The sequence below is a fragment of the Macrococcoides bohemicum genome (genome assembly GCF_016865215.1).
GTDB classification, from domain to species: domain Bacteria; phylum Bacillota; class Bacilli; order Staphylococcales; family Staphylococcaceae; genus Macrococcoides; species Macrococcoides bohemicum.
Genome location: NZ_CP054482.1, coordinates 1,865,928 through 1,891,130 on the forward strand (window position 1 = coordinate 1,865,928; position 25,203 = coordinate 1,891,130).

20 protein-coding genes, 24 tRNA genes and 3 rRNA genes are annotated in these 25,203 nt (G+C 38.8%); 4 read left to right on the plus strand and 43 right to left on the minus strand.

All coding sequences use genetic code 11. The features are described 5' to 3' along the window. Nucleotides 1-11 precede the first annotated feature (11 nt). The 9 genes from ppx to HT586_RS09735 all read right to left on the minus strand — a co-directional run bounded on the left by ppx (nt 12) and on the right by HT586_RS09735 (nt 8,789). Nucleotides 12-1,544 carry an exopolyphosphatase gene (gene ppx, locus HT586_RS09695; protein WP_096075980.1) on the minus strand — a complete coding sequence of 511 codons (1,533 nt, stop codon included), beginning with the start codon at nt 1,542-1,544 and terminating at the stop codon, nt 12-14. Nucleotides 1,545-1,574: 30 nt separating this feature from the next. Further along, on the minus strand, nt 1,575-2,960 hold the full coding sequence (gene fumC, locus HT586_RS09700; protein ID WP_096075979.1) for a class II fumarate hydratase: 1,386 nt from the start codon (nt 2,958-2,960) through the stop codon (nt 1,575-1,577). 110 nt (nt 2,961-3,070) lie between these two features. After that, nucleotides 3,071-3,214, minus strand: a complete 144-nt coding sequence (locus tag HT586_RS09705) for an SAS053 family DNA gyrase inhibitor (protein WP_165958672.1) — start codon at nt 3,212-3,214, stop codon at nt 3,071-3,073. Between the two features lie 12 nt (nt 3,215-3,226). Continuing rightward, nucleotides 3,227-3,838: a sugar phosphate isomerase family gene (locus HT586_RS09710; protein WP_111744515.1), complete on the minus strand. Its 612-nt coding sequence runs from the start codon at nt 3,836-3,838 to the stop codon at nt 3,227-3,229. Nucleotides 3,839-4,168: 330 nt separating this feature from the next. After that, the gene (gene nfsA / locus HT586_RS09715) at nt 4,169-4,906 is read right to left on the minus strand and encodes an oxygen-insensitive NADPH nitroreductase (protein WP_188018706.1); all 738 of its coding nucleotides are present in this window, start codon (nt 4,904-4,906) and stop codon (nt 4,169-4,171) included. 12 nt (nt 4,907-4,918) lie between these two features. After that, on the minus strand, nt 4,919-5,392 hold the full coding sequence (gene trmL, locus HT586_RS09720; RefSeq protein ID WP_096075976.1) for a tRNA (uridine(34)/cytosine(34)/5-carboxymethylaminomethyluridine(34)-2'-O)-methyltransferase TrmL: 474 nt from the start codon (nt 5,390-5,392) through the stop codon (nt 4,919-4,921). Beyond that, nucleotides 5,393-6,517, minus strand: coding sequence for a tRNA epoxyqueuosine(34) reductase QueG (gene queG / locus HT586_RS09725; RefSeq protein WP_203545697.1), 1,125 nt, complete (start codon nt 6,515-6,517; stop codon nt 5,393-5,395). Nucleotides 6,518-6,667: 150 nt separating this feature from the next. Continuing rightward, nucleotides 6,668-7,390, minus strand: a complete 723-nt coding sequence (locus HT586_RS09730; protein ID WP_203545698.1) for an amino acid ABC transporter ATP-binding protein — start codon at nt 7,388-7,390, stop codon at nt 6,668-6,670. Then, nucleotides 7,383-8,789, minus strand: coding sequence for an ABC transporter substrate-binding protein/permease (locus tag HT586_RS09735; RefSeq protein WP_096078059.1), 1,407 nt, complete (start codon nt 8,787-8,789; stop codon nt 7,383-7,385). The genes HT586_RS09730 and HT586_RS09735 overlap by 8 nt, the downstream gene beginning before the upstream one ends. A gap of 203 nt (nt 8,790-8,992) precedes the next feature. On the opposite strand from HT586_RS09735, the gene HT586_RS09740 reads away from it, so the two are divergent. Continuing rightward, nucleotides 8,993-10,147, plus strand: a complete 1,155-nt coding sequence (locus tag HT586_RS09740; RefSeq protein ID WP_203545699.1) for an aminotransferase class I/II-fold pyridoxal phosphate-dependent enzyme — start codon at nt 8,993-8,995, stop codon at nt 10,145-10,147. A gap of 51 nt (nt 10,148-10,198) precedes the next feature. On the opposite strand, the gene HT586_RS09745 is transcribed toward HT586_RS09740, so the two are convergent. Then, nucleotides 10,199-11,245: a PTS sugar transporter subunit IIC gene (locus HT586_RS09745; RefSeq protein ID WP_188018710.1), complete on the minus strand. Its 1,047-nt coding sequence runs from the start codon at nt 11,243-11,245 to the stop codon at nt 10,199-10,201. 265 nt (nt 11,246-11,510) lie between these two features. On the opposite strand from HT586_RS09745, the gene HT586_RS09750 reads away from it, so the two are divergent. Next, entirely contained in the window at nt 11,511-12,065 is a 555-nt protein-coding gene (locus HT586_RS09750; RefSeq protein ID WP_096075971.1) for an ATP-dependent Clp protease proteolytic subunit, read from the plus strand. Between the two features lie 89 nt (nt 12,066-12,154). Here the strand turns inward: HT586_RS09750 and HT586_RS09755 are convergent, their stop codons facing one another. Both HT586_RS09755 and HT586_RS09760 read right to left on the minus strand, forming a co-directional pair. Next, entirely contained in the window at nt 12,155-12,652 is a 498-nt protein-coding gene (locus HT586_RS09755) for a P-loop NTPase family protein (RefSeq protein WP_203545700.1), read from the minus strand. Nucleotides 12,653-12,670: 18 nt separating this feature from the next. Further along, nucleotides 12,671-13,276 (minus strand): hypothetical protein, encoded by a 606-nt coding sequence (locus tag HT586_RS09760; RefSeq protein ID WP_203545701.1) that lies wholly within the window; start codon nt 13,274-13,276, stop codon nt 12,671-12,673. A gap of 135 nt (nt 13,277-13,411) precedes the next feature. On the opposite strand from HT586_RS09760, the gene HT586_RS09765 reads away from it, so the two are divergent. After that, nucleotides 13,412-13,684 (plus strand): YkvA family protein, encoded by a 273-nt coding sequence (locus tag HT586_RS09765; RefSeq protein ID WP_203545702.1) that lies wholly within the window; start codon nt 13,412-13,414, stop codon nt 13,682-13,684. Between the two features lie 18 nt (nt 13,685-13,702). On the opposite strand, the gene HT586_RS09770 is transcribed toward HT586_RS09765, so the two are convergent. Together HT586_RS09770 and HT586_RS09775 are read right to left on the minus strand one after the other, a co-directional pair. After that, nucleotides 13,703-14,095, minus strand: a complete 393-nt coding sequence (locus tag HT586_RS09770) for an HIRAN domain-containing protein (protein ID WP_133354641.1) — start codon at nt 14,093-14,095, stop codon at nt 13,703-13,705. A gap of 1 nt (nt 14,096) precedes the next feature. Beyond that, nucleotides 14,097-14,912: a coiled-coil domain-containing protein gene (locus HT586_RS09775; RefSeq protein WP_203545703.1), complete on the minus strand. Its 816-nt coding sequence runs from the start codon at nt 14,910-14,912 to the stop codon at nt 14,097-14,099. A 179-nt stretch (nt 14,913-15,091) separates the two neighbouring features. Between HT586_RS09775 and HT586_RS09780 the strand changes: the two genes are divergently transcribed. Then, nucleotides 15,092-16,003, plus strand: a complete 912-nt coding sequence (locus HT586_RS09780) for a DMT family transporter (RefSeq protein ID WP_203545704.1) — start codon at nt 15,092-15,094, stop codon at nt 16,001-16,003. A 293-nt stretch (nt 16,004-16,296) separates the two neighbouring features. On the opposite strand, the gene HT586_RS09785 is transcribed toward HT586_RS09780, so the two are convergent. The 29 genes from HT586_RS09785 to HT586_RS09925 form a co-directional block, all read right to left on the minus strand. After that, on the minus strand, nt 16,297-16,674 hold the full coding sequence (locus HT586_RS09785; RefSeq protein ID WP_111716250.1) for a PH domain-containing protein: 378 nt from the start codon (nt 16,672-16,674) through the stop codon (nt 16,297-16,299). Nucleotides 16,675-16,750: 76 nt separating this feature from the next. Continuing rightward, nucleotides 16,751-17,443, minus strand: coding sequence for a GNAT family N-acetyltransferase (locus HT586_RS09790; RefSeq protein WP_203545705.1), 693 nt, complete (start codon nt 17,441-17,443; stop codon nt 16,751-16,753). A gap of 130 nt (nt 17,444-17,573) precedes the next feature. Then, a tRNA-Leu gene (locus HT586_RS09795) sits at nt 17,574-17,655 on the minus strand. A gap of 356 nt (nt 17,656-18,011) precedes the next feature. Beyond that, nucleotides 18,012-18,085 (minus strand) — tRNA-Cys (locus HT586_RS09800). 5 nt (nt 18,086-18,090) lie between these two features. Beyond that, nucleotides 18,091-18,162 (minus strand) — tRNA-Gln (locus tag HT586_RS09805). Nucleotides 18,163-18,179: 17 nt separating this feature from the next. Then, nucleotides 18,180-18,252, minus strand: a tRNA-His gene (locus HT586_RS09810). 2 nt (nt 18,253-18,254) lie between these two features. Then, nucleotides 18,255-18,328, minus strand: a tRNA-Trp gene (locus tag HT586_RS09815). 20 nt (nt 18,329-18,348) lie between these two features. Further along, nucleotides 18,349-18,432: transfer RNA gene (locus HT586_RS09820), tRNA-Tyr, on the minus strand. Between the two features lie 4 nt (nt 18,433-18,436). Then, nucleotides 18,437-18,512: transfer RNA gene (locus HT586_RS09825), tRNA-Thr, on the minus strand. A 16-nt stretch (nt 18,513-18,528) separates the two neighbouring features. Next, nucleotides 18,529-18,601 (minus strand) — tRNA-Phe (locus HT586_RS09830). Nucleotides 18,602-18,608: 7 nt separating this feature from the next. Then, nucleotides 18,609-18,684, minus strand: a tRNA-Asp gene (locus HT586_RS09835). A gap of 8 nt (nt 18,685-18,692) precedes the next feature. Further along, nucleotides 18,693-18,766: transfer RNA gene (locus tag HT586_RS09840), tRNA-Met, on the minus strand. 56 nt (nt 18,767-18,822) lie between these two features. Further along, nucleotides 18,823-18,915: transfer RNA gene (locus HT586_RS09845), tRNA-Ser, on the minus strand. A gap of 20 nt (nt 18,916-18,935) precedes the next feature. Next, nucleotides 18,936-19,009, minus strand: a tRNA-Ile gene (locus tag HT586_RS09850). A 39-nt stretch (nt 19,010-19,048) separates the two neighbouring features. Beyond that, nucleotides 19,049-19,122: transfer RNA gene (locus HT586_RS09855), tRNA-Met, on the minus strand. Nucleotides 19,123-19,142: 20 nt separating this feature from the next. After that, nucleotides 19,143-19,218 (minus strand) — tRNA-Ala (locus HT586_RS09860). Nucleotides 19,219-19,240: 22 nt separating this feature from the next. Further along, nucleotides 19,241-19,314 (minus strand) — tRNA-Pro (locus HT586_RS09865). A 19-nt stretch (nt 19,315-19,333) separates the two neighbouring features. After that, nucleotides 19,334-19,410: transfer RNA gene (locus HT586_RS09870), tRNA-Arg, on the minus strand. A gap of 3 nt (nt 19,411-19,413) precedes the next feature. Beyond that, nucleotides 19,414-19,502, minus strand: a tRNA-Leu gene (locus HT586_RS09875). A gap of 41 nt (nt 19,503-19,543) precedes the next feature. Continuing rightward, a tRNA-Gly gene (locus HT586_RS09880) sits at nt 19,544-19,618 on the minus strand. A gap of 4 nt (nt 19,619-19,622) precedes the next feature. Next, nucleotides 19,623-19,706 (minus strand) — tRNA-Leu (locus HT586_RS09885). 25 nt (nt 19,707-19,731) lie between these two features. Beyond that, nucleotides 19,732-19,804, minus strand: a tRNA-Lys gene (locus tag HT586_RS09890). A 7-nt stretch (nt 19,805-19,811) separates the two neighbouring features. Next, nucleotides 19,812-19,887 (minus strand) — tRNA-Thr (locus tag HT586_RS09895). A gap of 12 nt (nt 19,888-19,899) precedes the next feature. Further along, nucleotides 19,900-19,975, minus strand: a tRNA-Val gene (locus HT586_RS09900). Nucleotides 19,976-19,987: 12 nt separating this feature from the next. Then, a 5S ribosomal RNA gene (gene rrf / locus HT586_RS09905) occupies nt 19,988-20,102 on the minus strand. Between the two features lie 93 nt (nt 20,103-20,195). Beyond that, nucleotides 20,196-23,120: ribosomal RNA gene (locus tag HT586_RS09910) — 23S ribosomal RNA — on the minus strand. 146 nt (nt 23,121-23,266) lie between these two features. Beyond that, nucleotides 23,267-23,342, minus strand: a tRNA-Ala gene (locus HT586_RS09915). A gap of 32 nt (nt 23,343-23,374) precedes the next feature. Beyond that, nucleotides 23,375-23,451, minus strand: a tRNA-Ile gene (locus HT586_RS09920). A 90-nt stretch (nt 23,452-23,541) separates the two neighbouring features. After that, nucleotides 23,542-25,095, minus strand: a 16S ribosomal RNA gene (locus tag HT586_RS09925). Together the 16S, 23S and 5S rRNA genes with 24 tRNA genes alongside form the textbook arrangement of a ribosomal RNA operon. Nucleotides 25,096-25,203 lie beyond the last annotated feature (108 nt).

A 25,203-nucleotide genomic window follows, 5' to 3' on the forward strand; every position in this document is an offset into this window, starting at 1 on the left:
GTTATACCTAACTATTGTAAAGATTCTGTAAAAATGAGATTAAGTTTTGACTTTATTATTTTTTCGATATGTTTCTTCTGTCTTTCTGCTTGATATTCTTCAGCGATAGCATCTCCTGAGTACTCAATCATTAAATCAAAATGTTCTTCTTTTTTCTCAAAATACAAAGCTTGAACGATGTTCGTGTTACTTATATTTAAGGCATAAGCGAATTTCAGTATACTGCCAAGCATTTGAATTGTTTCGCGCTCTTCGCTATTAAACCATTTCGTTTCTTCTTCATAAAACTTTAGTAACGATTTATTTTTAAAGCTGGCAAGTAATGCAAGTTTCACTCTATTTTTATGACTAATACCATTTAAGCTAGAGTTTGAAAGAATGTAATACGTATGTTGACTTGAGGCATCTGAATCGATGTAACTTCCTAAATAATACAGATAAGCTGCATTTCTTAAAAATGCTTTGTCACGCTTGTTACCTTTAATCAGTTCAAACTTATCTAATTCATAATAAAGCGTCTCAGCAATCATAACACGTTGGTTTGCTTCTTCCTGGTTAATGTTATAGTCCGTTGCTAAGTTCTTTAACGAGTCTTTAAAGACATTGTCTTTATCGAACGGTAATATATACTCCTCTTCAAGAATGCTCATGATAACACCTTCACGTAACCCTTTACGTGAGAAGATAAATTCAGTTGCCTCAACTTCATCAAATAATGTATTAAATAATACACATGAAGGGATGATAATATCCTGACGGTCTCTGCTTAATCCATCCAGATCTTCTAAATCATCTTCAGATGCTGCAGTAAGGTTATCAAATACCAAATCAAGATCCGATTCTTTCATCGCATAGCCATGGACACCTGCAATAGGATATTCTGTTAATGACTGATGGATTCTCGCAATATTACGGGCTGATCCACCAATTGCTATAATTGGAACGCGACGTTTCTCAAGCCAGCGAAGACTTCTCAGCTGTTCCTGAATAAACTTTGCCGCCGCTTCAATCGCATCTTTATCGTTATGTGCCTTACCTTCAAAAAACATATTTTGAAGCGTTACGACACCGAAAGGAAAGCTATGTGAAAATTTTAATTCTTTGTCCTCAAAAAATGTAACTTCTGTACTACCTCCACCGATATCCACTGTTACACCATCTGAGTATTCTAATGTATTGATGACCGCATAGAACCCAAAGAATGCTTCTTCTTTTTCTGAAATAATACGCATCTCTATGCCTGTATTTTCCTTCACTTTATCGATTACTTCTTCGATATTTGTTGCTTGTCGTACAGCTGCAGTTGCAACTGGATAAAGTGCATGGACATCAAACTTTTGTGCAACTTTCTGAAAACTATTTAACGTGTCACATAATACTTCAATACCACGTTCTGACATTACTTTTTCATTGTTTAAAAACTGATATAATCGTGCAGGTGTTTTAATGTTCTGTAATTCCTGTAATCCTGTTTCTTTTGAGTATTCAAAAATAACTAAACGGATTGTATTTGATCCAATATCTACTAAACCTAGTCTTTTCATAACTGACCTGCCCTTTCAGATTAAAACATTTTATTTTGGATGAATCATTTCCTCAGGTTTAATCCACTCATCAAATTGCTCTTCTGTTAAGAATCCTGAGTTTATTGCTGATTCTTTTAAAGTTAAACCTTCTTTATGTGCAGTTTTTGCGATATGTGCTGCTTTTTCATAACCGATGTGAGGGTTTAATGCCGTTACTAACATTAATGATTGATTTAAATAATTGTGAATATTTTCTTCAATCGGCTCGATACCAACCGCACAGTTATCATTAAATGAATTCATACCATCTGCTAAAAGATAAATTGATTGTAATGTGTTGTACATAATAACCGGTTTAAATACATTCAGTTCAAAGTTACCTTGACTTGCTGCAATACCAACTGCAGCGTCATTACCCATTACCTGAACAGCGACCATCGTCAACATTTCAGATTGCGTAGGGTTTACTTTACCTGGCATGATTGATGAACCTGGTTCATTTTCAGGAATTGATAATTCACCAAGACCTGCACGCGGCCCAGATGATAACCAGCGTACATCGTTAGCAATCTTCATTAAATCTGCAGCAAGTGCTTTTAATGCACCATGAACAAATGTCACTTCATCATGAGCAGTTAATGCATGGAATTTATTTGGTGATGATACGAAATCATAACCCGTTTGTACACCGATCTGTTTAGCAACGCGATCACCAAACTCAGGATGTGCATTAATTCCAGTACCAACCGCAGTACCTCCGATTGCTAAATTCAATAATTCTTTTTTAGATACGTTTAATAATGCTTCACATTTATCAAGCATATAACGCCAGCCAGAAATCTCTTGTCCTAAAGTTAATGGCGTTGCATCCTGTAAATGCGTACGACCAATCTTAATGATATCAGCAAACTTATCTTCTTTTTCTTTTAAAGTATTGCGAAGTGTATTTAATGCCGGCATTAATTTCGCTTCGATTTCATGGAAAAGTGCCACGTGCATTGCTGTTGGGTAAGTATCGTTCGATGATTGAGATTTATTCACATCATCATTTGGATGAACCGATTCTGTGCTTCCTGATTCTTTCAAGTACATATTTGCAACATATGCTACCACTTCATTAACGTTCATGTTACTTTGGGTACCTGAACCAGTTTGCCATACAACTAATGGAAAGTGTTCATCTAATTGGCCAGATAACACATCATCACATGCTTTTACGATAGCATCTGACTTCTCATCTGATAATTTACCTAAATCTTTGTTGACAATTGCTGCAGCCTTCTTAAGATGAGCAAATCCGTAAACGACTTCGATTGGCATCTTTTCTTTACCTACTGGAAAGTTTTGTTTACTTCGTTCAGTTTGTGCACCCCAATATTTATCTGATGGTACTTCGATTTCTCCAAATGTATCATGTTCAATTCTAAATGACATTAACTATCTCCCCTTATCTATTGATACTTATATTTTACATTAAATAACGCTTACATTCATTAATTAATCATAAAAATACAGTACATAAATCATTATGTACTGTTCAATACTTATTGAGGATCATCCTCTTGTTCCTGGCCTTCTTCTCGCGCTTCAGCATTTTGTTCAGAGATTTGCTCCATCTCTTTACCTAATTCTACAACGTCGTCGAAATCAGTTACCATTTCATTTTTATTATCATGTGATGTTGACATATAATCATTCCTTTACGCAAATTTTTGGAAGTAGTATTCACGTATATCTTGAGGTAATCCAGCTGCTGCTGCATCATCTAAGATAACATTGACCATGCGATGTGTTTTTAAATTCGCTGCTTCAAAGTTGCCACCCGCTTCAGTATTGTATAGTTTTTCAACGATTGAAGCTTTGTCTGCACCTGTTAATACGATAATAATTTCACGTGCTGAACGTAAACCTTTATCGTTATCCTGATTAATCTCTTTATAACCGACAGAGCCATCTTGTGTAATCGTAGCAAATAACGTTGTCAACTTCCCTTTGTTCTCTTTAGTCTTCGCTTCGTCTTTAATCAATTCCATAATATCTTTACCTGTTGCTTCATGGTATTGTTTATCAACGATACCAACAGTGCCATAATCACCACGTAATTTATCATAGTCAAAGATATGAATTTGACTCGTCTCAACTGGATTACGAGCGATATCAGCCTTTAATTCTGCAATGACGTGACCTGCTTCATCACCTAAAGCAGTCGCGATAATTGATGTCGGATTGTTACTCATCTGCTTTCTAAATAAATCAGCAACGTAGTTCGATACGGTTAATTTATCTTCAAAAATTTTAAAATTCATTGCCATGTTCATTCCTCCTAAGAATCTTTACTCATACTTTATTATATATGCTATACCCTATTTTGACAGCCCATAACACTATAAATATGAATATAATGAATTATTAAAACAAACATTTATTTGTGGTTTTAAAAGTGATTTGAATAGGTTATAATAGTTTTATTAATGAAATCTAGGGGGATTACCAATGAATACATTATTAATCGGTATGGTATGTATCGCTTTCCTAACAGCTATCTTAACTGCTGGCAAAGAATCTAGCTACGGTGTTAAGGAAGAAGATTTAAACAAATAATCACAAAATAAGCCGAAGACAAATTTGTCTTCGGCTTATTTTTATTGTTTTAGAAAACCTTGTTGCTTTACGACACCATCCACATCAAGACGCGCTTTACCACCAAGCATTTGTATCACCTGTTCACTCCATTTATCATTACGTTTACCTTCAGTTCGTGCCTTATAGTAAGCACTCGTGCGCGCATCATAAGCTTTGTAATCATCATAGTTAAAAGGCTGATATGTATTCTCGTGATAAACGACGTTCAATGGTAATCTCTCTTTCTGACTACCTTCATCATCCGGCACACCGACGACCATGCCAAACAATGGATACGTGTAATCCGGTAAGTTAAGCAAATCTATCACACGTTGCATATTATTGCGTAATGAACCGATATAACAAATACCAAGTCCCATACTTTCAGCTGCGACCGCCATATTCTGACTAGCTAAAGCTGCATCTACCGTACCGACTAATAGCGATTCTGTCGTCCCAAAATAATCATCTACATTTGAGTTTAAGTGGTTACCTAATCCATGATGACGATGATAATCAACCACAAAGACAAATAGATGACCATTATATTCAACGTAAGATTGACCACTGATTTCTCTAAGTTGCTGCTTAATATGCTGGTCAGTGATACCGATAATTGAATATGCTTGTACATAACTTGATGTCGATGCACTTTGTGCTGAATGCACTAAAGTCTTAATCGTCTCCTGATCGAGCGCTTTATCTTTAAATTTACGAATTGATCGATGGTTCTGTAATAACTGAATCATATCGTTCATCACTTGACCTCCTTAGTTTAAGCCTGGATAGTTTTGTTGACGTAAAGCTTCATAGATTAATATTGCTGCAGTATTTGATAAATTAAGCGAACGAACATTGTCGTTCATTGGAATGCGCAGTGCTGTGTCCATATATTTTTCTTTAACCCAGTCCGGTAAGCCCGTTGTTTCACGACCAAAGATAAAGAAATGTTTCTCGTCAGGGTTACTATAATCGAATGTCGTATGAGGTTTCGTACCAAACTTCGTCAGTAAATAATAGTGACCTTCATTCTTTTCAAAGAATTCTTCGATACTATCGTAATAGGTGATATTTACAAATTTCCAGTAATCCAAGCCGGCACGACGTAACATTTTATCGTCAGTAGAGAATCCTAGCGGACGAATTAAATGAAGATGCGTATCTGTTGCTGCACAACTTCTAGCGATATTTCCTGTGTTAGCAGGTATTTCAGGTTGATATAATACTACGTTAATTGATGACATTTATTTTTCCACACTTTCTATACTTTTTAATATTTCTAGTTTAACATCATTATCTATTTCTTTTTCATATCTTGCCTTTAAATAATCAATTTCATCACGACTAATTTGACCAATCGCCCAATAAGCAGTGCCCTTAATTTCTGGTCGAGGATCACTTTCTGCGACTTCCTTTAGATCCGGTATCGCATCGATTTCCTTGAAATGAGCAAGCGCTAATATAGCATTGCGTTGAATCGGTTTCTTGCCTCGCCATGCACCAGCTAAATGACCAAATTCTGCTTTGAAAGTTTTATTCGTCATCTTTAATAATGGTACGAGTAACGGCTTTAAATTCTCAGGTTCCAGTTCAATATCCTCATGCGTTGTATTGATACCACGATTCTTTGGACAAACTTGCTGACATGTGTCGCACCCATATAGACGATTACCAATCTTCCCCCGATATTCATCCGGCATAAATCCTTTCGTCTGGGTAAGGAAACTGATGCATTTATTCGAATCAAGCTGCCCATTACCTAGTAGAGCACCTGTCGGACAACGATCTATACATATTGTACAATCTAAACATGAATCTATTACAGGATGATCGGGCTCAAATGGAATCGATACAAGTATTTCGCCAAGATAAGTCCATGTGCCTAAATCTTTATTTAATATAAATCCATTTTTAGCTGCATAGCCGAGACCAGCACGTTCAGCTACTGCCCTATCACTGAGCACACCCGTATCTACCATATTCATCATTTTTGCTTCAGGGACTCTCTCTTTAATAAATGCGACAAGCAGTTCGAGTCGTTTATTTAATAAAGTGTGATAATCAATTCCCCATGATGCACGCGCAAAAATACCTCGTCTTGCTCCACGAATACTCTTCGGTGCATTAGGTAGCTTATTCGGATAACCGACTGCAATCGCAATAATAGACTGTGCTTCAGGGAGAGAAAGCCTAGGGTTGATACGTTCTTCAATCGTGCCCTTTTCAAATCCGGAATCATAGTTATTTGCATAATATGCTTCAAGTTTTGGACGCAGTGACTCAAAAGGATCTGCTGTAGTGAAACCGATAGCATCTATGCCGATCGTCTTACTATATTCTATAATTTCCTGCTTTAACTGCTGATACACTTCTCTTCCCTCCTCACTTTATAAGACTATTATTTTACCATAAAATACGCTGTTTTATGAGATAATAATTAAATCAATAAAACAAAAACTGCTACAATCAAATTTGATAGTAGCAGTTTTCTTACTTTACTTATTAATATTTACGAAGCATTATAAAACTTTCGATAAAAATGCTTTCGCACGTTCATTTTGAGGGTTATTAAATAATTGTTCTGGTGGTGCATCTTCTTGAACGACGCCATCATCCATAAATACAACTCTGTCAGCAACTTCTCTGGCAAAGCCCATCTCATGGGTTACGACGACCATCGTCATCCCTTCTTCAGCCAGCTTCTTCATAACAGCTAATACATCTCCTACTACTTCAGGATCAAGCGCTGACGTTGGCTCGTCGAATAAGATAACATCCGGATCCATTGCGAGCGCTCTGGCAATCGCTACACGCTGCTTTTGACCACCAGATAATTGTGAAGGATAATTGTCTGCTCTATCAGATAATCCAACTTTCTTTAGTAAATCTAATGCTTTTGCTTCTAATTCAGTTTTCTTACCCTTACCTAGTAATGATGGGGCAAGCATTAAGTTCTCTTTTGCTGTCTTATGGGGAAACAGATTAAAGCTTTGGAATACCATGCCCATCTTCTGACGGAGTTTATTAATATCTGTCCCTTTAGCAGTGAGTGCATTACCTTCAAATATAATTTCACCGCTCGTCGGTGTTTCCAGTAGATTTAAACAACGTAACAGCGTAGATTTACCACTTCCGGAAGGACCGATAATCGCAACAACCTCTCCTTCTGAAATTTCAAGATCAATGCCTTTTAACACTTCAACTTTACCAAAATATTTATGCAAATTATTTACTTTAATCACTAACTCTCATTCTCCTTTCAAATACATTCATCACTCGACTCAGTGCAAATGTAAGGATGAAGTATACAACTGCAGCAATCAATAATGGTGTGAACGGATCAAATGATGCACCTTGAACAACTTGTGCATTAAACATTAATTCAGAAACACCGATAACCGAAACGATTGATGATTCTTTAATTACAGTTACGAATTCATTACCTAAAGCCGGTAAGATATTCTTAATTGCTTGAGGCATGACGACTTTATTCATTGTCTGTGCATGGCTTAAACCTAAAGAACGCGCTGCTTCTGTTTGACCTTTATCTACTGCATTGATACCGGCACGAATAATTTCGGCAATATATGCTGCACAGTTAATAACTAATGCAATTGCACCACAAATAAATGCGGATAAGTCGATACCTAGTACTGCTGTAGTTCCAAAATAAACCAAAAATACTTGCACAAGTAATGGTGTTCCACGAATAAACTCAATGTAGATCCATGATAATGTTTTCAAGATAATATGCTTACTCAATTTCATAAAGGCTAGAACACCACCAAAGATTGAGCCTAAAACTACACCGATTAATGAAATTAAGATTGTAGCCCCGATACCCTGAATAAAGAATGAACTATATTTACTGAAAAATGATCCTTCATCAAACATCGCTTCATTCGCTTTATCTTTATAACCTTTCATTAATCCTTTATCTTCGACTTCTTTAATCGTTTTATTAAGCGCATCAAGTAACTTCGGAGAATCTTTTGGCAAAGCAATTGCCGTTCCTTTATTCTCATCAGCAAACTGCATATCAGAGAAAGCTAAGTTTGTATTTTGTGATAAATATGCTTCACCAACAGGACCTTCTAATACGACGCCATCAATCTTACCTGTATTTAAAGACATAATAATTTCAGGCACACGTGTCAGTGACGTTACATTCGCATCAGGAATTTCAGTCTTTGCAAGCTCTTCTTGTGTTGTTTGTTTTTGAACGCCAATGTTTTTACCTTTGAAATCTTCAATTGATTTTAACTTTTTTGCATCTTTCTTCTGTATAATCATACGCTGCTGAACATGCATATAATAGTCAGAGAAGTCCACTTCTTTTTTACGTTCAGGTGTTGGTGACATACCGGAAATAATTACGTCAATCTTCCCAGTCTTTAAAGCACCGAGTAAACTATCAAACTGCATATTTACTATCTTTAATTCAACACCCAGATCTTTCGCTAATTTTTTTGAAAGTTCAATATCAATACCTGCATATTCTCGCTTTCCGTTAACTGTTTTCTCAAATTCATATGGTGCATAATCGGCAGATAATCCGACGCGCAGCACACCGTTTTTCTTAATCGTATCGAACTGATCGGTTTTTGCATGAGCCGTAAATGGTGTAATCGTAGCTATCATAACAATCAATATTAGATAACTTAATAACTTTTTAAAAGACAATGACTTCCCCTCCTTTGAATAAAATTTATTATACACTTATATGTATAAGTATACAAGTCGGAATTTTTATTTTTTTCTGTTTATTGTACTTATCCTTTTGCTTGTTAAAGGGAGATAGCGTATAATCATTAACAAAAATAGTTGAAAGAGAAGTGTATAAAATGCCGCAATTAAATGAATTCATCAATGAAGTAACAATACCCGGAACGCGAGAGTTTGCAAATAAAGCAGCAGGACTAGAAGATTGTATCGATTTAACGTTAGGACAGTCAGATTTCGCTCCTCCTGCATCAGTCAAAATTGCGATGATTGAGGCGATTGAAAATGATAAACTACGATATACACATAATAGAGGTTTAATAGAGCTGAGAAATGAGATTGCAAAGTCGATTCAGAAAAAATTTAATGTCAGTTATGATCCTGAAACAGAGATTGTAGTTACAAACGGAGGTTCAGAAGCGATCGATGATGTATTTAGAACAATCATTAACCCTGGAGATGAAGTTATCTTACCTTCACCATGTTATTTAGGATATGAACCTATCATCAAGTTGCTCGGTGCTAAAGTAGTGCTCGTTGATACTTCAAAGACCCACCTTGTACCTACACCAGAAGCAATTAAAGCAGCAATAACACCTAAAACAAAAGCAGTACTATTCAACTATCCGACGAATCCTACCGGTATGACATTATCGTATGAACAAATTCAAGGATTAGCAAATATGTTAAAAGACGAAGATATCTTTATCGTGACAGATGAAATATACAGTGAGAATGTATATGACACACCACATCATTCATTCTTAGAGTTTCCTGAACTGAGAGATAAATTATTTGTTATCAATGGTCTATCAAAATCCCATGCAGTGACAGGTGCCCGTATCGGTTACGTTGTGTCTAATGCAGAACTCATTACTCACGTCACATCAGTACATCTATATAATTCAATCTGTGTAGCAACACCGAGTCAATATGGTGCGATAGAAGCATTCAAAGATACAGAGACAGTAAAAATTATGAATAAAGCATACATCGAACGCAGAGATTTCTTATATGAAAAATTAACCGGATTAGGATTACCGGTTGAAAAACCACAAGGTGCGTTTTATATCTTCCCGGATATATCAGCTTACAATAGCGATTCGTATCAGTTTGCCTTAGACCTACTGGATCAAGAAAGATTGGCAGTTGTACCAGGAAGTGCATTCTCAAAATACGGTGAAGGACATATTAGATTATCATTTGCATCAAGTATGGAAGAAATTAAAGAGGCAATGGTAAGATTAGAACGATTTTTAAAAAATTATAATAAATAGCGTTAAAAAGTGGCCCGGTTCTCTTAATGAACCGGGCCACTTTCCTTTATATTAATGTTCTGCTTTATAAAGATATATTTCATCATTATATCGCGGTAATACTTTTTTTAGTAATTGATGAGACAAAAATGCTATTGGTAACGGAATGATGACATATGCTAACAGTAAACTGATAACATTCTGCATTATAGTGCCTTCCATAAACTTTAAAGCGTTGATAGGACCGACTAGTCCAGTATATCCAAATCCAGCAGACATCGGTGTACCTTGAACGTTAAAGAAGTATGCACATAATCCTCCTATGATACCATTGATAAGTAGCGGTACCATAATAATCGGATGTTTGAAATACACCGGCATCATCATTTTCGCTGCGCCAATAATTAATGTGATAATCGTACCTTTATCATTTACACGCAGTGCACCGAATAAGAATGTGTAACAACATGCAACAATACCTAAGTTTGCTGCACCACTTCCTAATCCCGATAAACTAATAACGGTTGCAATTGCAACAAGAGAAATTGGTGTTGCCATCAAAAGACTATAACTAATCGCAATCAAAATACACATTAAGAGTGGATTTAAAGTCGTAAAATGCTGAATGACCTGCCCAATCGCACCTGTAAATTGTTTTACGAAAGGCAATGTAAGAGAACCGATAAATCCAGGTAAAATTCCTGCAAACAAAGGTAAAAAGACGATATTCAAACTTCCCATCTTATTTCCTAGTAAAATTAAAACAAAAGCACTAAGCGCGACGGTTAACATCATGTTTATAATGTCACCGATACCTGCAAACATAAAGCCTTTACCATTAAACTGAACGGCACCAGAACCAAGTACAGAAGCTCCAGAAAGTATTGCTGTCTGTAAACCGTTAAATTTAAATTGCTGGCTGATCGTAATACCAGCTAACGCACTTAAACAGAACTGAAAGATAACCAATAATTGTCCAAGACTGGTAAACACAGGATGATAACCTGCTAAATATTTAAAAAGCTCCCCAAGCATTGCGTTTGGCACTAAAGCAACGACAATACCGGCTGCCATTCCATTTAAAATATTAGTGAAGAATTGTTTAGCGCTAATATTCATCTGTACACCTTCCCTATAATTGTAAATTTAAATATCTGTTAAAAAAATGTATAGTATTATTTCTAACATACTTTAGCGCTTAAAAGCAATGAATTTTTAAAAATTCAATGCTATTTCTTTTAATTAATTCTTTCATAACATACTCCAAAAATAAAGCAAGACTGCTATACAAAAATAAAGATATTTTATCTTATTAATCCATATTTTTTGACTTAAATTGACCAAAACAATAAAATAATTATAACAAGCTTATAGGAGGCACATTATGACAAACGAAAACAAAGATCTTATGTTAGAAAAAATGATAGAATCACGTACAATCTTAATCTCAGGTGGTATTGATGATAAATCAGCGAAAGAAGTTGTTAATCAATTATTATTATTAGATTCAATCAATCATGAGCCGATTAAATTAATCATCTCATCTCCAGGTGGACATGTCGATTCAGGTTATTTAATTCACGATATGATCAATTTCATCGAATCAGAAGTTAAGATTATCGGTGCAGGATGGGTAGTTAGTGCCGGCGTATTAATTTACTTATCAGGTAAGAAAGAAAATCGCTACGCACTACCAAATACACGCTTCATGATTCACCAACCAAGTGGTGGTACACAAGGACAAGCGTCTAACATGGAAATCACAGCAAAAGAAATTATCCGTACACGTCAAAAATTAAACGAATTAATCGCACGTGAAACTGGTAAATCTGTAGAAGAAGTTGAACAACATACAGGTCGTGATTACTGGTTAAGCACACAAGAAGCTTTAGAATACGGTATCGTTAATAAAATTATTGAAAACCAAAAAGAAATCTAAATCATTAATCCCAATGCGCATTTTGATGCATTGGGATTTTTTTGTACTCCAATTTTAGCGGTATCTTCTATCTCCATCAATCGATTCCGCTAAAGCTTCAAATAATCATTAATATAACCATTCACTGCTTCACGTGACTGGAAAATTATCTGCTTTTTATCGGGATATTTCTCTAATAGCTCAATTACTTTTGGTCTGCACACAATATTATATTGTTTAATGAAAGCAATAAATTCTGGATCCGTTTCACCAGTCTCTATCCAAGGCATATCTGGTCTTTCTTTTCCTTTTCTTTGCTCGATACTCTCCAGACAAACTTCAAACGGTAAGTCTAAGAAAAAAATCATGTCACATGCAGCGATGCGCATCTCAATTGTTGATCCATAATTCCCGTCAATAATCCACATTTCACCTTTTAACGCTTCCCTTTGTCGATTCAAAAATACTTCTCTTTCTACGACAGTTCGATCTGAATTCCAGTTCAGAAGATCGAGATGAATAACTGGTATATCTAAACATTTACTGAGATTACGAGAAAACGTACTTTTTCCGCTTCCAGGACATCCGATTACTATTATCTTTTTCATATGTAACCCCCAAAAATCTTAAACTGTCTTAAATAATTCATTTAGCAACGTCACATACTGTGCTGTATCTTCCGGATGATGTCTAGTACTCGTTGAAAGTCGTAAAGCCATAATAATGCTTGCATATATTAAAAAATCTTTATAATCTATCCAGCTATACTTTAAATAATAATGATAATATGCACGCATCGTTTCTTCATTGATGTCATAAGGACTTGAACAATATAAAAACAATAGTTCATATAATATCAAATTCTGCATCGGAGTTGGATCGATTACAGATAGCACTTCTTTTTGAATAACAAAATTATGATAACCGAAATCGCCATGAACATATTTCGGTGCTTCTTCTGGCAATGCTACAGTATCCAAGGCATCAAACAATTCTTCACAATCAAAATAATCATCGATGACCAGTCGTTCTAATTCCAGCTCATCTTTTAAAAATATTTTAAAATCAGGTTTTAAATCATTGATGTAACCGACTCTGTTATCACTATATTCATATTGATTAATAAAATCTATCTTATCCAGTATCTTTAATTTACTGTATTGCTCATACAGCATCGAACCTTTCATATGTTCCATTAATATATATGTTGTTTCATCTGTCGTAATACACATCGACCGCTAACATAATGCATGTCCTGTAATGCAAATAACACCCCTCTTACTGAAGCCAAATTATCACGTCCTATCTATAATTTGCATCTTTTTATTATATTAGATATTATGACTAAAAACTATCGAGGTTAAAAGATGAATATAAAACAACGCGCAAAACAATTAAAAATAGATGTACCAGCAATATTTATCGCATTACATAAAAAAGAAACACCAATACTCGCTAAAGTATTGGCACTTATCACTATCATCTATGCATTGTCACCTATAGACCTTATACCTGATTTTATTCCAGTTCTAGGATTTTTAGATGACATTATCTTGTTACCATTATTCATTAGTTTAACCATTAAACGTCTAAATAATTCCCATGTCTCATGGTTAATACGCACAGTCATACTTAAATAATCTTTATCTTCTAATACATTAGTCTTTTAAAAATATATCTATCTTTATCTTTACCCAATTTCCGTTCATACTTTTCGATGAAATTTTACCAAAAAGTAGCTTCCCGGCATCCATCAGCCTTGAAAATATTATATTATCTGCTTTAGGAATATACCCTAGCTTAACACCATCAGCATTTTTTATCATTATAGCCTGTGCATCATAAGGATTATCTGGTTCTCTATAAAAATTTAATAGACTACCAACCATTAGGTACGCATATAACTCTTCTAAACCCTCAATATGCGATGTTCCGGCGATATAAGTATCAAATAAAAAGATTTCGCGCGCAAAAGGCAACGGTACCGTTAAATTTTTATTATGGATTAAATGCATCAATCCATGGTCATTCGGTTTATCTATTTCGTGCATTTTATACACCTCGCAATGCATCAATCTTTTGCTCAAATATTTTAATTACTTCATCCAGCTGAATTAATACTTGTTCGAGCTCAGTCTTTTTCTTCTCTATTGCATCCTGATCAGTTATTATTGACTTCATCGTATATGGGTATGACGCTTTTATCTGTTCAATCTCAGGCTTAATCAGTTCTAACTTTTGACGCAATTTATCCCGTTCATCAATAACAGACTTATTCTCCAATTTTTTATCATTTGAAGTGCCATTGATAATGAAATATATCATTTCAATTGTGAGTAGGTCACATTTTTCATATGCACTGACTGCATTTTGAAATAACTTTAACTGCTCCTCGGTTAAATCGCTATTTAAATCAGGATGTAATGACTTAACGATTGTTCGATACATCTTTTTTAATGCTTTATAATCTTCTTCTAACAGTGCTTCACCTTTTTGATAGTCAATAGCATTATTCAATTTGTTCAGCTGTTCATCCAGTTGATGTTTGTATATGATAAACTCCTGATCCAGTTGCTCATCAATTAAAGGTAAATCTACTTTCTCCTGACGATTTAACTTCGCCTGAATCAGTTCCATCCTCCGTTTTAAGCGTAAATATAAACACTCTTTTTCAAATATTTTATATTCCAAAAATCCGAGATGTATCATATACGCTGTTTCGATATTTTTACACTCCACAAATAAAAGTTCATCGCGCTCGAGTATTAACATCGATATCTCTATTTTAAGCTTTTTAACTTCCTGTGTTATGCCATCAATATCTGGAAATATTATTATATTATTCTCCGCATTAAGTTCATCAGTCATATTTAATCACTCCTTTCAATACACGATACATTTCAAATATATTTATTAATTATTATGCATAACAAAGTTAATACTGTAAATCAAAAATTGTCCACATAAAAGAAACAACGTTCACGTCATATTGACATTCTTATATATGGAAATTTATAATCAATATAATGCTTGAAAGGAGTGAAGTGATGAATAATAAATTAAAAGGGATTATGTTTGTCACCTTAGGCTCAATATTCTGGGGTGTTGGCGGAACAGTATCCCAGCAAATCTTTCAAGGCTATAGCGTACCACTTGACTGGTTTATTACTATTAGATTAATCTTAAGCGGCATATTTTTACTTTGCCTGGCTATGATACGGAAGCAAAATATCCTGAATGTATTTCGTGATAAACATACTTTTTTCCAACTTGTGATTTACTCATTATTTGGAATGCTCGCGGTTCAGTATACATTTCTAGCATCAATAGAAGCGGGTAATGCAGCAGTAGCTACACTCTTACAATACTTAGCGCCGATTGTCATCCTGACTTTCCTGCTTATTACACGTAAGACAGAGTTTAGAGCAATAGATCTGATTATTATACTCGTATCCACATTCGGAACATTCCTATTGCTCACGAGTGGTAATATTAACAATGTTGTCGTACCTCCAGCAGCAATTATCTGGGGATTATTATCAGCAATCGCAGCAGCGTTCTATACAATGTATGCCGGAAGACTCTTTGTCCGTAATACCCCTCTTGTCATTATCGGATGGGCGATGCTTATAGCTGGTTTGTTTATCAGTCTATTCAATAGACATTGGCAGATAAATCCATTGTCATATGGTGTAATGTTTAACGTCTATCTCATATTCGTTATCATCGTTGGAACCGCACTAGCCTTCTTCCTATATCTACTCAGCGTAAAATATATCGATCCACAACTTACTGCACTACTCGGATGTATTGAACCATTAACAGCAGTTATCCTCAGTATTGTCTGGCTGAAACAACCATTTGATATCATCCAATGTGCTGGAATGATTATTATACTCGGTGTCGTGCTATTCATATCTATATTAAATACAAAAGAAAAAAACCAAGCATCTCATTAATGAGATGTTTGGTTTTTCTAATAATCATACGTCATTTGTTCCATTGTCGTATTTTCTTTTAATTCTTTATCAATCTCAAAGTAATCGTGCTAGATTTAACCATATATGCACCTCCAATGTAAATACAATGTATTACTTTCTTAAAATATTCACAAGTAATTTTACACTTTATTATTAGATAATAATAATTATATTTTTATCATTAAATTTAATAACAATGCTTAATAACTCTAATAAAAGTTGATACAAAAAACAAGCCCACAGATTAATAATTATAATCTGCGGGCTTGTTTTTAATTTAATAGTCTTTGCGCTATTAATTTTTGTAATTTCACAATATCAGTGTCTTTATTAAATAATTTAACGATAGGCATTTGAATTCCTGCCACAAATAATTTTAATTCTGCATCGATATCAAATCGACCTGCATTTTCAACACTGAATGCTCGAATATTTTTATAAGGAATTGTAATAAACTCAATCTTCTTACCTGAGAACCCTTGTTTATCAACGATTAAGATACGTTTATTAGTAAACACAAACAAATCCCGAATAAGAATAAAACTCGCCTCAACTACTTCATCTTCAAGCAAATAATCCTGAAATTCATTTTGAACTTCCTCTGTATTTTTTTCACTAGAGTTACCCATCAATTCATCAAATAATCCCATAATAATTCCTCCTTATTGTTTATAGTTCCAATATAACAAAATAGAATTGGTATTAATATGAATGAGTATGTGCCGGTTACATTTCGCTTAATGAATTTAATTGATTTTCATTGTTATCAAAGTTACTATCATCTAACCACGACTCTAATTTCAATTTATTGGCTGGCCATTCTTTATCGATAATTGAAAACCAATTGGTATCACGGTTACGTCCTTTATATACGTTAGATTGTCGGAACGTACCTTCATATGTAAAGCCTAATCGTTTTGCTGATCTATTCGATGCCTCATTTAAGCTATCACATTTCCATTCATAGCGTCGGTACTGCATGTTTTCAAATACGTACTTCATCACTAAATATTGCGCTTCTGTAGCCTCTCTGCTGCGTTTTAATAATGGAGAATACACAATCCATCCCATTTCAATGACTCTATTTAGATTGTCTATACGCATTAGAGAGAATATCCCTACTGCTTTTTGTGTTTGATTATCAATAATCGTTAAATAGTAAGGATCAACAGAAGCTATTAACTGTATTAAATAATCTTTAAATTCTAATTTACTCTCAAATCTTTGAATCGGCATATATGTAAGATTTTCTGGTTCTGATGATGCACCGTATGTTTCATATAGATCATCACAGTGCTTAATATTAATTTTTTCTATAGTGACAGTCTTTCCTATGATTGATTGTATGTTAGGAAGTATTCCAGGGGAGTAATCTTCAATCAAATCTCCTACTGGTTGATTGTATTCGTTGTATCTCATATTTATCCTACTTTCATATGTGTGTCTGTTGCTATTATATTAAACAATTCCGGATACTCCAAGTATCCGGAATTGTTCAGGTATCTAAAATAAAAAAAGTCCCTCTAACTAAAAGTTAAAGGGACATTAGTACCACCGGTCGGGGTCGAACCGACACTCCGTGAGGAACCGGATTTTGAGTCCGGCGCGTCTGCCAATTCCGCCACGGTGGCTTAGTAAAATTTATTATTTAATAAGTATAATACTTAAAAAAATTATGGTCAAGAATTTCATCCTATTTTCAATCTCTGTTCACAAATAGCAAATGAACTGTTATAATGAACGTGTAATAAAGTCTCGTCAACTTTATTATCACCAAATTTCATTTTCGTTTAATTACTTTTAACTACAGAATCCTTTCTGTAGTTCTTTTTTTGTCTCTATTTATCACATAAATTCTACGAAAAAAATAAGCATGCATCATGCAGCTTAATAAAAAATGGAGCGGAAGGTAGGACTTACACCTACATCTCGAACCAGGAAGGTCCGTATTCTAAGAGTTGAAATACTCCCGCATATATAAAAATAATGGAGGCGCCAACCGGATTTGAACCGGTGATAAAGGTTTTGCAGACCTCTGCCTTACCACTTGGCTATGGCGCCTAAAGCTGGGCTAGCTGGATTCGAACCAACGAGTGACGGAGTCAAAGTCCGTTGCCTTACCGCTTGGCTATAGCCCATTATTAAAAAAATTAAGGGCGACTGATGGGAATCGAACCCACGAGTGTCGGAACCACAATCCGATGCGTTAACCACTTCGCCACAATCGCCATGGCAGGGGCAGTAGGAATCGAACCCACATCAAAGGTTTTGGAGACCTCTATTCTACCGTTGAACTATGCCCCTAAAAATAAACAAATAAAAAATGGTGGAGGGGGGCAGATTCGAACTGCCGAACCCGAAGGAGCGGATTTACAGTCCGCCGCGTTTAGCCACTTCGCTACCCCTCCAAGATGGTGCCGGAAAAAGGACTTGAACCCTCAACCTACTGATTACAAGTCAGTTGCTCTACCAGTTGAGCTATTCCGGCAGAATAATAAAAAAGATGGCTCAGGACGGAATCGAACCGCCGACACATGGATTTTCAATCCATTGCTCTACCGACTGAGCTACTGAGCCATACAAATGGCGGTCCCGACGGGAATCGAACCCGCGATCTCCTGCGTGACAGGCAGGCATGTTAACCGCTACACCACGGGACCACTAATAATTGCGGGAGGCGGATTTGAACCACCGACCTTCGGGTTATGAGCCCGACGAGCTACCAGACTGCTCCATCCCGCGATAATAATAAATAATTGAAAATCTTTTTTATTTTATTTTGCTGAAGTAAAAAATAATGGCGGAGGAAGAGGGATTCGAACCCCCGCGAGCCGTTAAGCCCCTGTCGGTTTTCAAGACCGATCCCTTCAGCCGGACTTGGGTATTCCTCCATTATATAAAAATAATTAAATGGACCTTGCAGGACTCGAACCTGCGACCCAACGGTTATGAGCCGTTTGCTCTAACCAACTGAGCTAAAGGTCCTAAATCCTAAAAGTACACATTAAGTTTTAAAAAAGATAGTGGCGGCAGAGGGGATCGAACCCCCGACCTCACGGGTATGAACCGTACGCTCTAGCCAGCTGAGCTACGCCGCCGAAATAATATTTAGTTAATATGGTGGAGACTAGCGGGATCGAACCGCTGACCTCCTGCGTGCAAAGCAGGCGCTCTCCCAGCTGAGCTAAGCCCCCATATTAAAGCTTTTAAAGCAAATCGGGAAGACAGGATTCGAACCTGCGACCCCTTGGTCCCAAACCAAGTGCTCTACCAAGCTGAGCTACTTCCCGTAGCTAGTAATTAAAATAATGGCGCGCCCGAGAGGAGTCGAACCCCTAACCTTTTGATCCGTAGTCAAACGCTCTATCCAATTGAGCTACGGGCGCTAATGGTGCCGAGGACCGGAATCGAACCGGTACGGTAATCACTTACCGCAGGATTTTAAGTCCTGTGCGTCTGCCAGTTCCGCCACCCCGGCTTTTTAAATAATAAAAGCCATAATTATTACGATAGAATTAATGGAGCGAAAGACGGGATTCGAACCCGCGACCCCAACCTTGGCAAGGTTGTATTCTACCACTGAACTACTTTCGCAATATGGTGCGGGTGAAGGGAGTCGAACCCCCACGCCAAAGGCGCTAGATCCTAAGTCTAGTGCGTCTGCCAGTTCCGCCACACCCGCGCAAAATAATATTTATTAAAAAAGATGAGCCATAGAGGATTCGAACCTCTGACCCTTTGATTAAAAGTCAAATGCTCTACCAACTGAGCTAATGGCTCAAAGAAATGGTGCCGGAAAAAGGACTTGAACCCTCAACCTACTGATTACAAGTCAGTTGCTCTACCAGTTGAGCTATTCCGGCATAATAAATAAATGGTGGAGGATGACGGGCTCGAACCGCCGACCCTCTGCTTGTAAGGCAGATGCTCTCCCAGCTGAGCTAATCCTCCTGGGTATATATTGCCCGGCAACGTCCTACTCTCGCGGATCGTAAGACCAACTACCATCGGCGCTAGAGAGCTTAACTTCTGTGTTCGGTATGGGAACAGGTGTGACCTCTCTGCCATCGTCACCAGACAAAGTATATTAAAGGTATTGTACCTTCAAAACTAGATAAACTTAAGAAGAAATATGATGTACCAAACATCACCGTGCAAAAAATCTATAAAATTGATTAAGTCTTCGATCGATTAGTATTCGTCAGCTCCATACATTACTGTACTTCCACCTCGAACCTATTAACCTCATCATCTTTGAGGGATCTTATAACCGAAGTTGGGAAATCTCATCTTGAGGGGGGCTTCATGCTTAGATGCTTTCAGCACTTATCCCGTCCATACATAGCTACCCAGCTATGCCGCTGGCGCGACAACTGGTACACCAGAGGTATGTCCATCCCGGTCCTCTCGTACTAAGGACAGCTCCTCTCAAATTTCCTACGCCCACGACGGATAGGGACCGAACTGTCTCACGACGTTCTGAACCCAGCTCGCGTACCGCTTTAATGGGCGAACAGCCCAACCCTTGGGACCGACTACAGCCCCAGGATGCGATGAGCCGACATCGAGGTGCCAAACCTCCCCGTCGATGTGAACTCTTGGGGGAGATAAGCCTGTTATCCCCGGGGTAGCTTTTATCCGTTGAGCGATGGCCCTTCCATGCGGAACCACCGGATCACTAAGTCCGTCTTTCGACCCTGCTCGACTTGTAGGTCTTGCAGTCAAGCTCCCTTGTGCCTTTACACTCTGCGAATGATTTCCAACCATTCTGAGGGAACCTTTGAGCGCCTCCGTTACTCTTTAGGAGGCGACCGCCCCAGTCAAACTGCCCGCCTGACACTGTCTCCCACCACGATAAGTGGTGCGGGTTAGAAAGTCAACACAGCCAGGGTAGTATCCCACCAACGCCTCCACGTAAGCTGACGCTCACGCTTCAAAGGCTCCTACCTATCCTGTACAAGCTGTGCCGAATTTCAATATCAGGCTGCAGTAAAGCTCCACGGGGTCTTTCCGTCCTGTCGCGGGTAACCTGCATCTTCACAGGTACTATGATTTCACCGAGTCTCTCGTTGAGACAGTGCCCAAATCGTTACGCCTTTCGTGCGGGTCGGAACTTACCCGACAAGGAATTTCGCTACCTTAGGACCGTTATAGTTACGGCCGCCGTTTACTGGGGCTTCAATTCGTAGCTTCGCTAATGCTAACCACTCCTTTTAACCTTCCAGCACCGGGCAGGCGTCAGCCCCTATACGTCACCTTACGGTTTTGCAGAGACCTGTGTTTTTGATAAACAGTCGCTTGGGCCTATTCACTGCGGCTCTTCAAGGCTTGCACCCTAAAAAGCACCCCTTCTCCCGAAGTTACGGGGTCATTTTGCCGAGTTCCTTAACGAGAGTTCGCTCGCTCACCTTAGAATTCTCATCTTGACTACCTGTGTCGGTTTGCGGTACGGGCACCTAATTTCTAACTAGAGGCTTTTCTTGGCAGTGTGAAATCAACGACTTCGCTACTATAATTTCGCTCCCCATCACACCTTGACCTTAAGAGTACCGGATTTGCCTAATACTCAGTCTCAGTGCTTGGACGTACATAACCAACAGTACGCTTCGCCTATCCTACTGCGTCCCCCCATCGTTCAAACAATCTTAGGTGGTACAGGAATATCTACCTGTTATCCATCGCCTACGCCATTCGGCCTCGGCTTAGGTCCCGACTAACCCAGAGCGGACGAGCCTTCCTCTGGAAACCTTAGTCAATCGGTGGACGGGATTCTCACCCGTCTTTCGCTACTCACACCGGCATTCTCACTTCTAAGCGCTCCACATGTCCTTGCGATCATGCTTCGACGCTGCTTAGAACGCTCTCCTACCATTGTCCATAGGACAATCCACAGCTTCGGTAATATGTTTAGCCCCGGTACATTTTCGGCGCAGCGTCACTCGACTAGTGAGCTATTACGCACTCTTTAAATGATGGCTGCTTCTAAGCCAACATCCTAGTTGTCTGGGCAACGCCACATCCTTTTCCACTTAACATATATTTTGGGACCTTAGCTGGTGGTCTGGGCTGTTTCCCTCTCGACTACGGACCTTATCACCCGCAGTCTGACTCCCGTGTTAAATTATTTGGCATTCGGAGTTTGTCTGAATTCGGTAACCCGAGGGGGGCCCCTAGTCCAAACAGTGCTCTACCTCCAATAATCATCACACGAGGCTAGCCCTAAAGCTATTTCGGAGAGAACCAGCTATCTCCAGGTTCGATTGGAATTTCTCCGCTACCCACACCTCATCCGCTCACTTTTCAACGTAAGTCGGTTCGGTCCTCCATTCAGTGTTACCTGAACTTCAACCTGGACATGGGTAGATCACCTGGTTTCGGGTCTACGACCTGATACTCATTCGCCCTATTCAGACTCGCTTTCGCTACGGCTCCACATATACTGCTTAACCTTGCATCAAATCGTAACTCGCCGGTTCATTCTACAAAAGGCACGCCATCACCCATTAACGGGCTCTGACTACTTGTAAGCACACGGTTTCAGGTTCTATTTCACTCCCCTTCCGGGGTGCTTTTCACCTTTCCCTCACGGTACTGGTTCACTATCGGTCACTAGAGAGTATTTAGCCTTGGGAGATGGTCCTCCCGGATTCCGACGGAATTCCACGTGTTCCGCCGTACTCAGGATCCACTCAGGAGAGAACAACTTTTCGACTACAGGGCCTTTACCTTCTATGGCTGACTTTTCCAAAGTCATTCGTCTAAACTGTTCCTTTGTAACTCCGTATTGAGTGTCCTACAACCCCAGAGAGCAAGCTCTCTGGTTTGGGCTCTTCCCGTTTCGCTCGCCGCTACTAAGGGAATCGAGTTTTCTTTCTCTTCCTCCGGGTACTTAGATGTTTCAGTTCTCCGGGTGTGCCTTCTCATATACTATGTATTCATATATGGATAACATGACATAACTCATGCTGGGTTTCCCCATTCGGAAATCTCTGGATCAAAGCTTACTTACAGCTCCCCAAAGCATATCGTCGTTAGTAACGTCCTTCTTCGGCTTCTAGTGCCAAGGCATCCACCGTGCGCCCTTAATAACTTAATCTGTTATTAATAATTGTGATGTCTGCATAAATGCAGACGCGCGATTTTTTTAAGAATTCAAAAATGAACTCACTCGGTTTTGCTTGGTAAAATCTTTTATTTCTTCTTACTTTATCTAGTTTTCAAAGTACAATGTTCAAAAATTAATGGTGGAGACTAGCGGGATCGAACCGCTGACCTCCTGCGTGCAAAGCAGGCGCTCTCCCAGCTGAGCTAAGCCCCCATAAAGGTATTGATTTAAAAGAATATTTATAATGGTGGGCCTAAATGGACTCGAACCATCGACCTCACGCTTATCAGGCGTGCGCTCTAACCAGCTGAGCTATAGGCCCATTAAATGTATAAACATTCAAAACTGAATACAATATGTCAATGTTAATCCCTATCAGACTTAGAAGTCTGATTTCCGTAATTATCCTTAGAAAGGAGGTGATCCAGCCGCACCTTCCGATACGGCTACCTTGTTACGACTTCACCCCAATCATCTGTCCCACCTTCGACGGCTAGCTCCTAAAAGGTTACTCCACCGGCTTCGGGTGTTACAAACTCTCGTGGTGTGACGGGCGGTGTGTACAAGACCCGGGAACGTATTCACCGTAGCATGCTGATCTACGATTACTAGCGATTCCAGCTTCATGTAGTCGAGTTGCAGACTACAATCCGAACTGAGAATGGTTTTATGGGATTTGCTTGACCTCGCGGTTTTGCTGCCCTTTGTACCATCCATTGTAGCACGTGTGTAGCCCAAATCATAAGGGGCATGATGATTTGACGTCATCCCCACCTTCCTCCGGTTTGTCACCGGCAGTCTCTCTAGAGTGCCCAACTTAATGATGGCAACTAAAGATAAGGGTTGCGCTCGTTGCGGGACTTAACCCAACATCTCACGACACGAGCTGACGACAACCATGCACCACCTGTCACTTTGTCCCCCGAAGGGGAAAGCTCTATCTCTAGAGTTGTCAAAGGATGTCAAGATTTGGTAAGGTTCTTCGCGTTGCTTCGAATTAAACCACATGCTCCACCGCTTGTGCGGGTCCCCGTCAATTCCTTTGAGTTTCAGTCTTGCGACCGTACTCCCCAGGCGGAGTGCTTAATGCGTTAGCTGCAGCACTGAGGGGCGGAAACCCCCCAACACTTAGCACTCATCGTTTACGGCGTGGACTACCAGGGTATCTAATCCTGTTTGATCCCCACGCTTTCGCACCTCAGCGTCAGTTACAGACCAGAGAGCCGCCTTCGCCACTGGTGTTCCTCCATATCTCTGCGCATTTCACCGCTACACATGGAATTCCACTCTCCTCTTCTGTACTCAAGTCTCCCAGTTTCCAATGACCCTCCCCGGTTGAGCCGGGGGCTTTCACATCAGACTTAAGAGACCGCCTACGCGCGCTTTACGCCCAATAATTCCGGATAACGCTTGCCACCTACGTATTACCGCGGCTGCTGGCACGTAGTTAGCCGTGGCTTTCTGGTAAGGTACCGTCAAGGTACGTTCAGTTACTAACGTACTTGTTCTTCCCTTACAACAGAGTTTTACGATCCGAAAACCTTCTTCACTCACGCGGCGTTGCTCCGTCAGACTTTCGTCCATTGCGGAAGATTCCCTACTGCTGCCTCCCGTAGGAGTCTGGGCCGTGTCTCAGTCCCAGTGTGGCCGATCACCCTCTCAGGTCGGCTATGTATCGTTGCCTTGGTGAGCCGTTACCTCACCAACTAGCTAATACACCGCAGGTCCATCTATAAGTGACAGCAGAACCGTCTTTCACTATTGCTTCATGCGAAGCTAAATATTATCCGGTATTAGCTCCGGTTTCCCGAAGTTATCCCAGTCTTATAGGTAGGTTACCCACGTGTTACTCACCCGTCCGCCGCTAAAATCGAGAGGTGCAAGCACCTCTGTCAATTCGCTCGACTTGCATGTATTAGGCACGCCGCCAGCGTTCATCCTGAGCCAGGATCAAACTCTCCATAATAGTTTGTTTGATAATGCTCTTTGATTGCTTATGGCAATCACTCTTGGGAGTGAACTAAGTTCACTCAAATTATTGGAATTAACGTTGACATATTGTCATTCAGTTTTC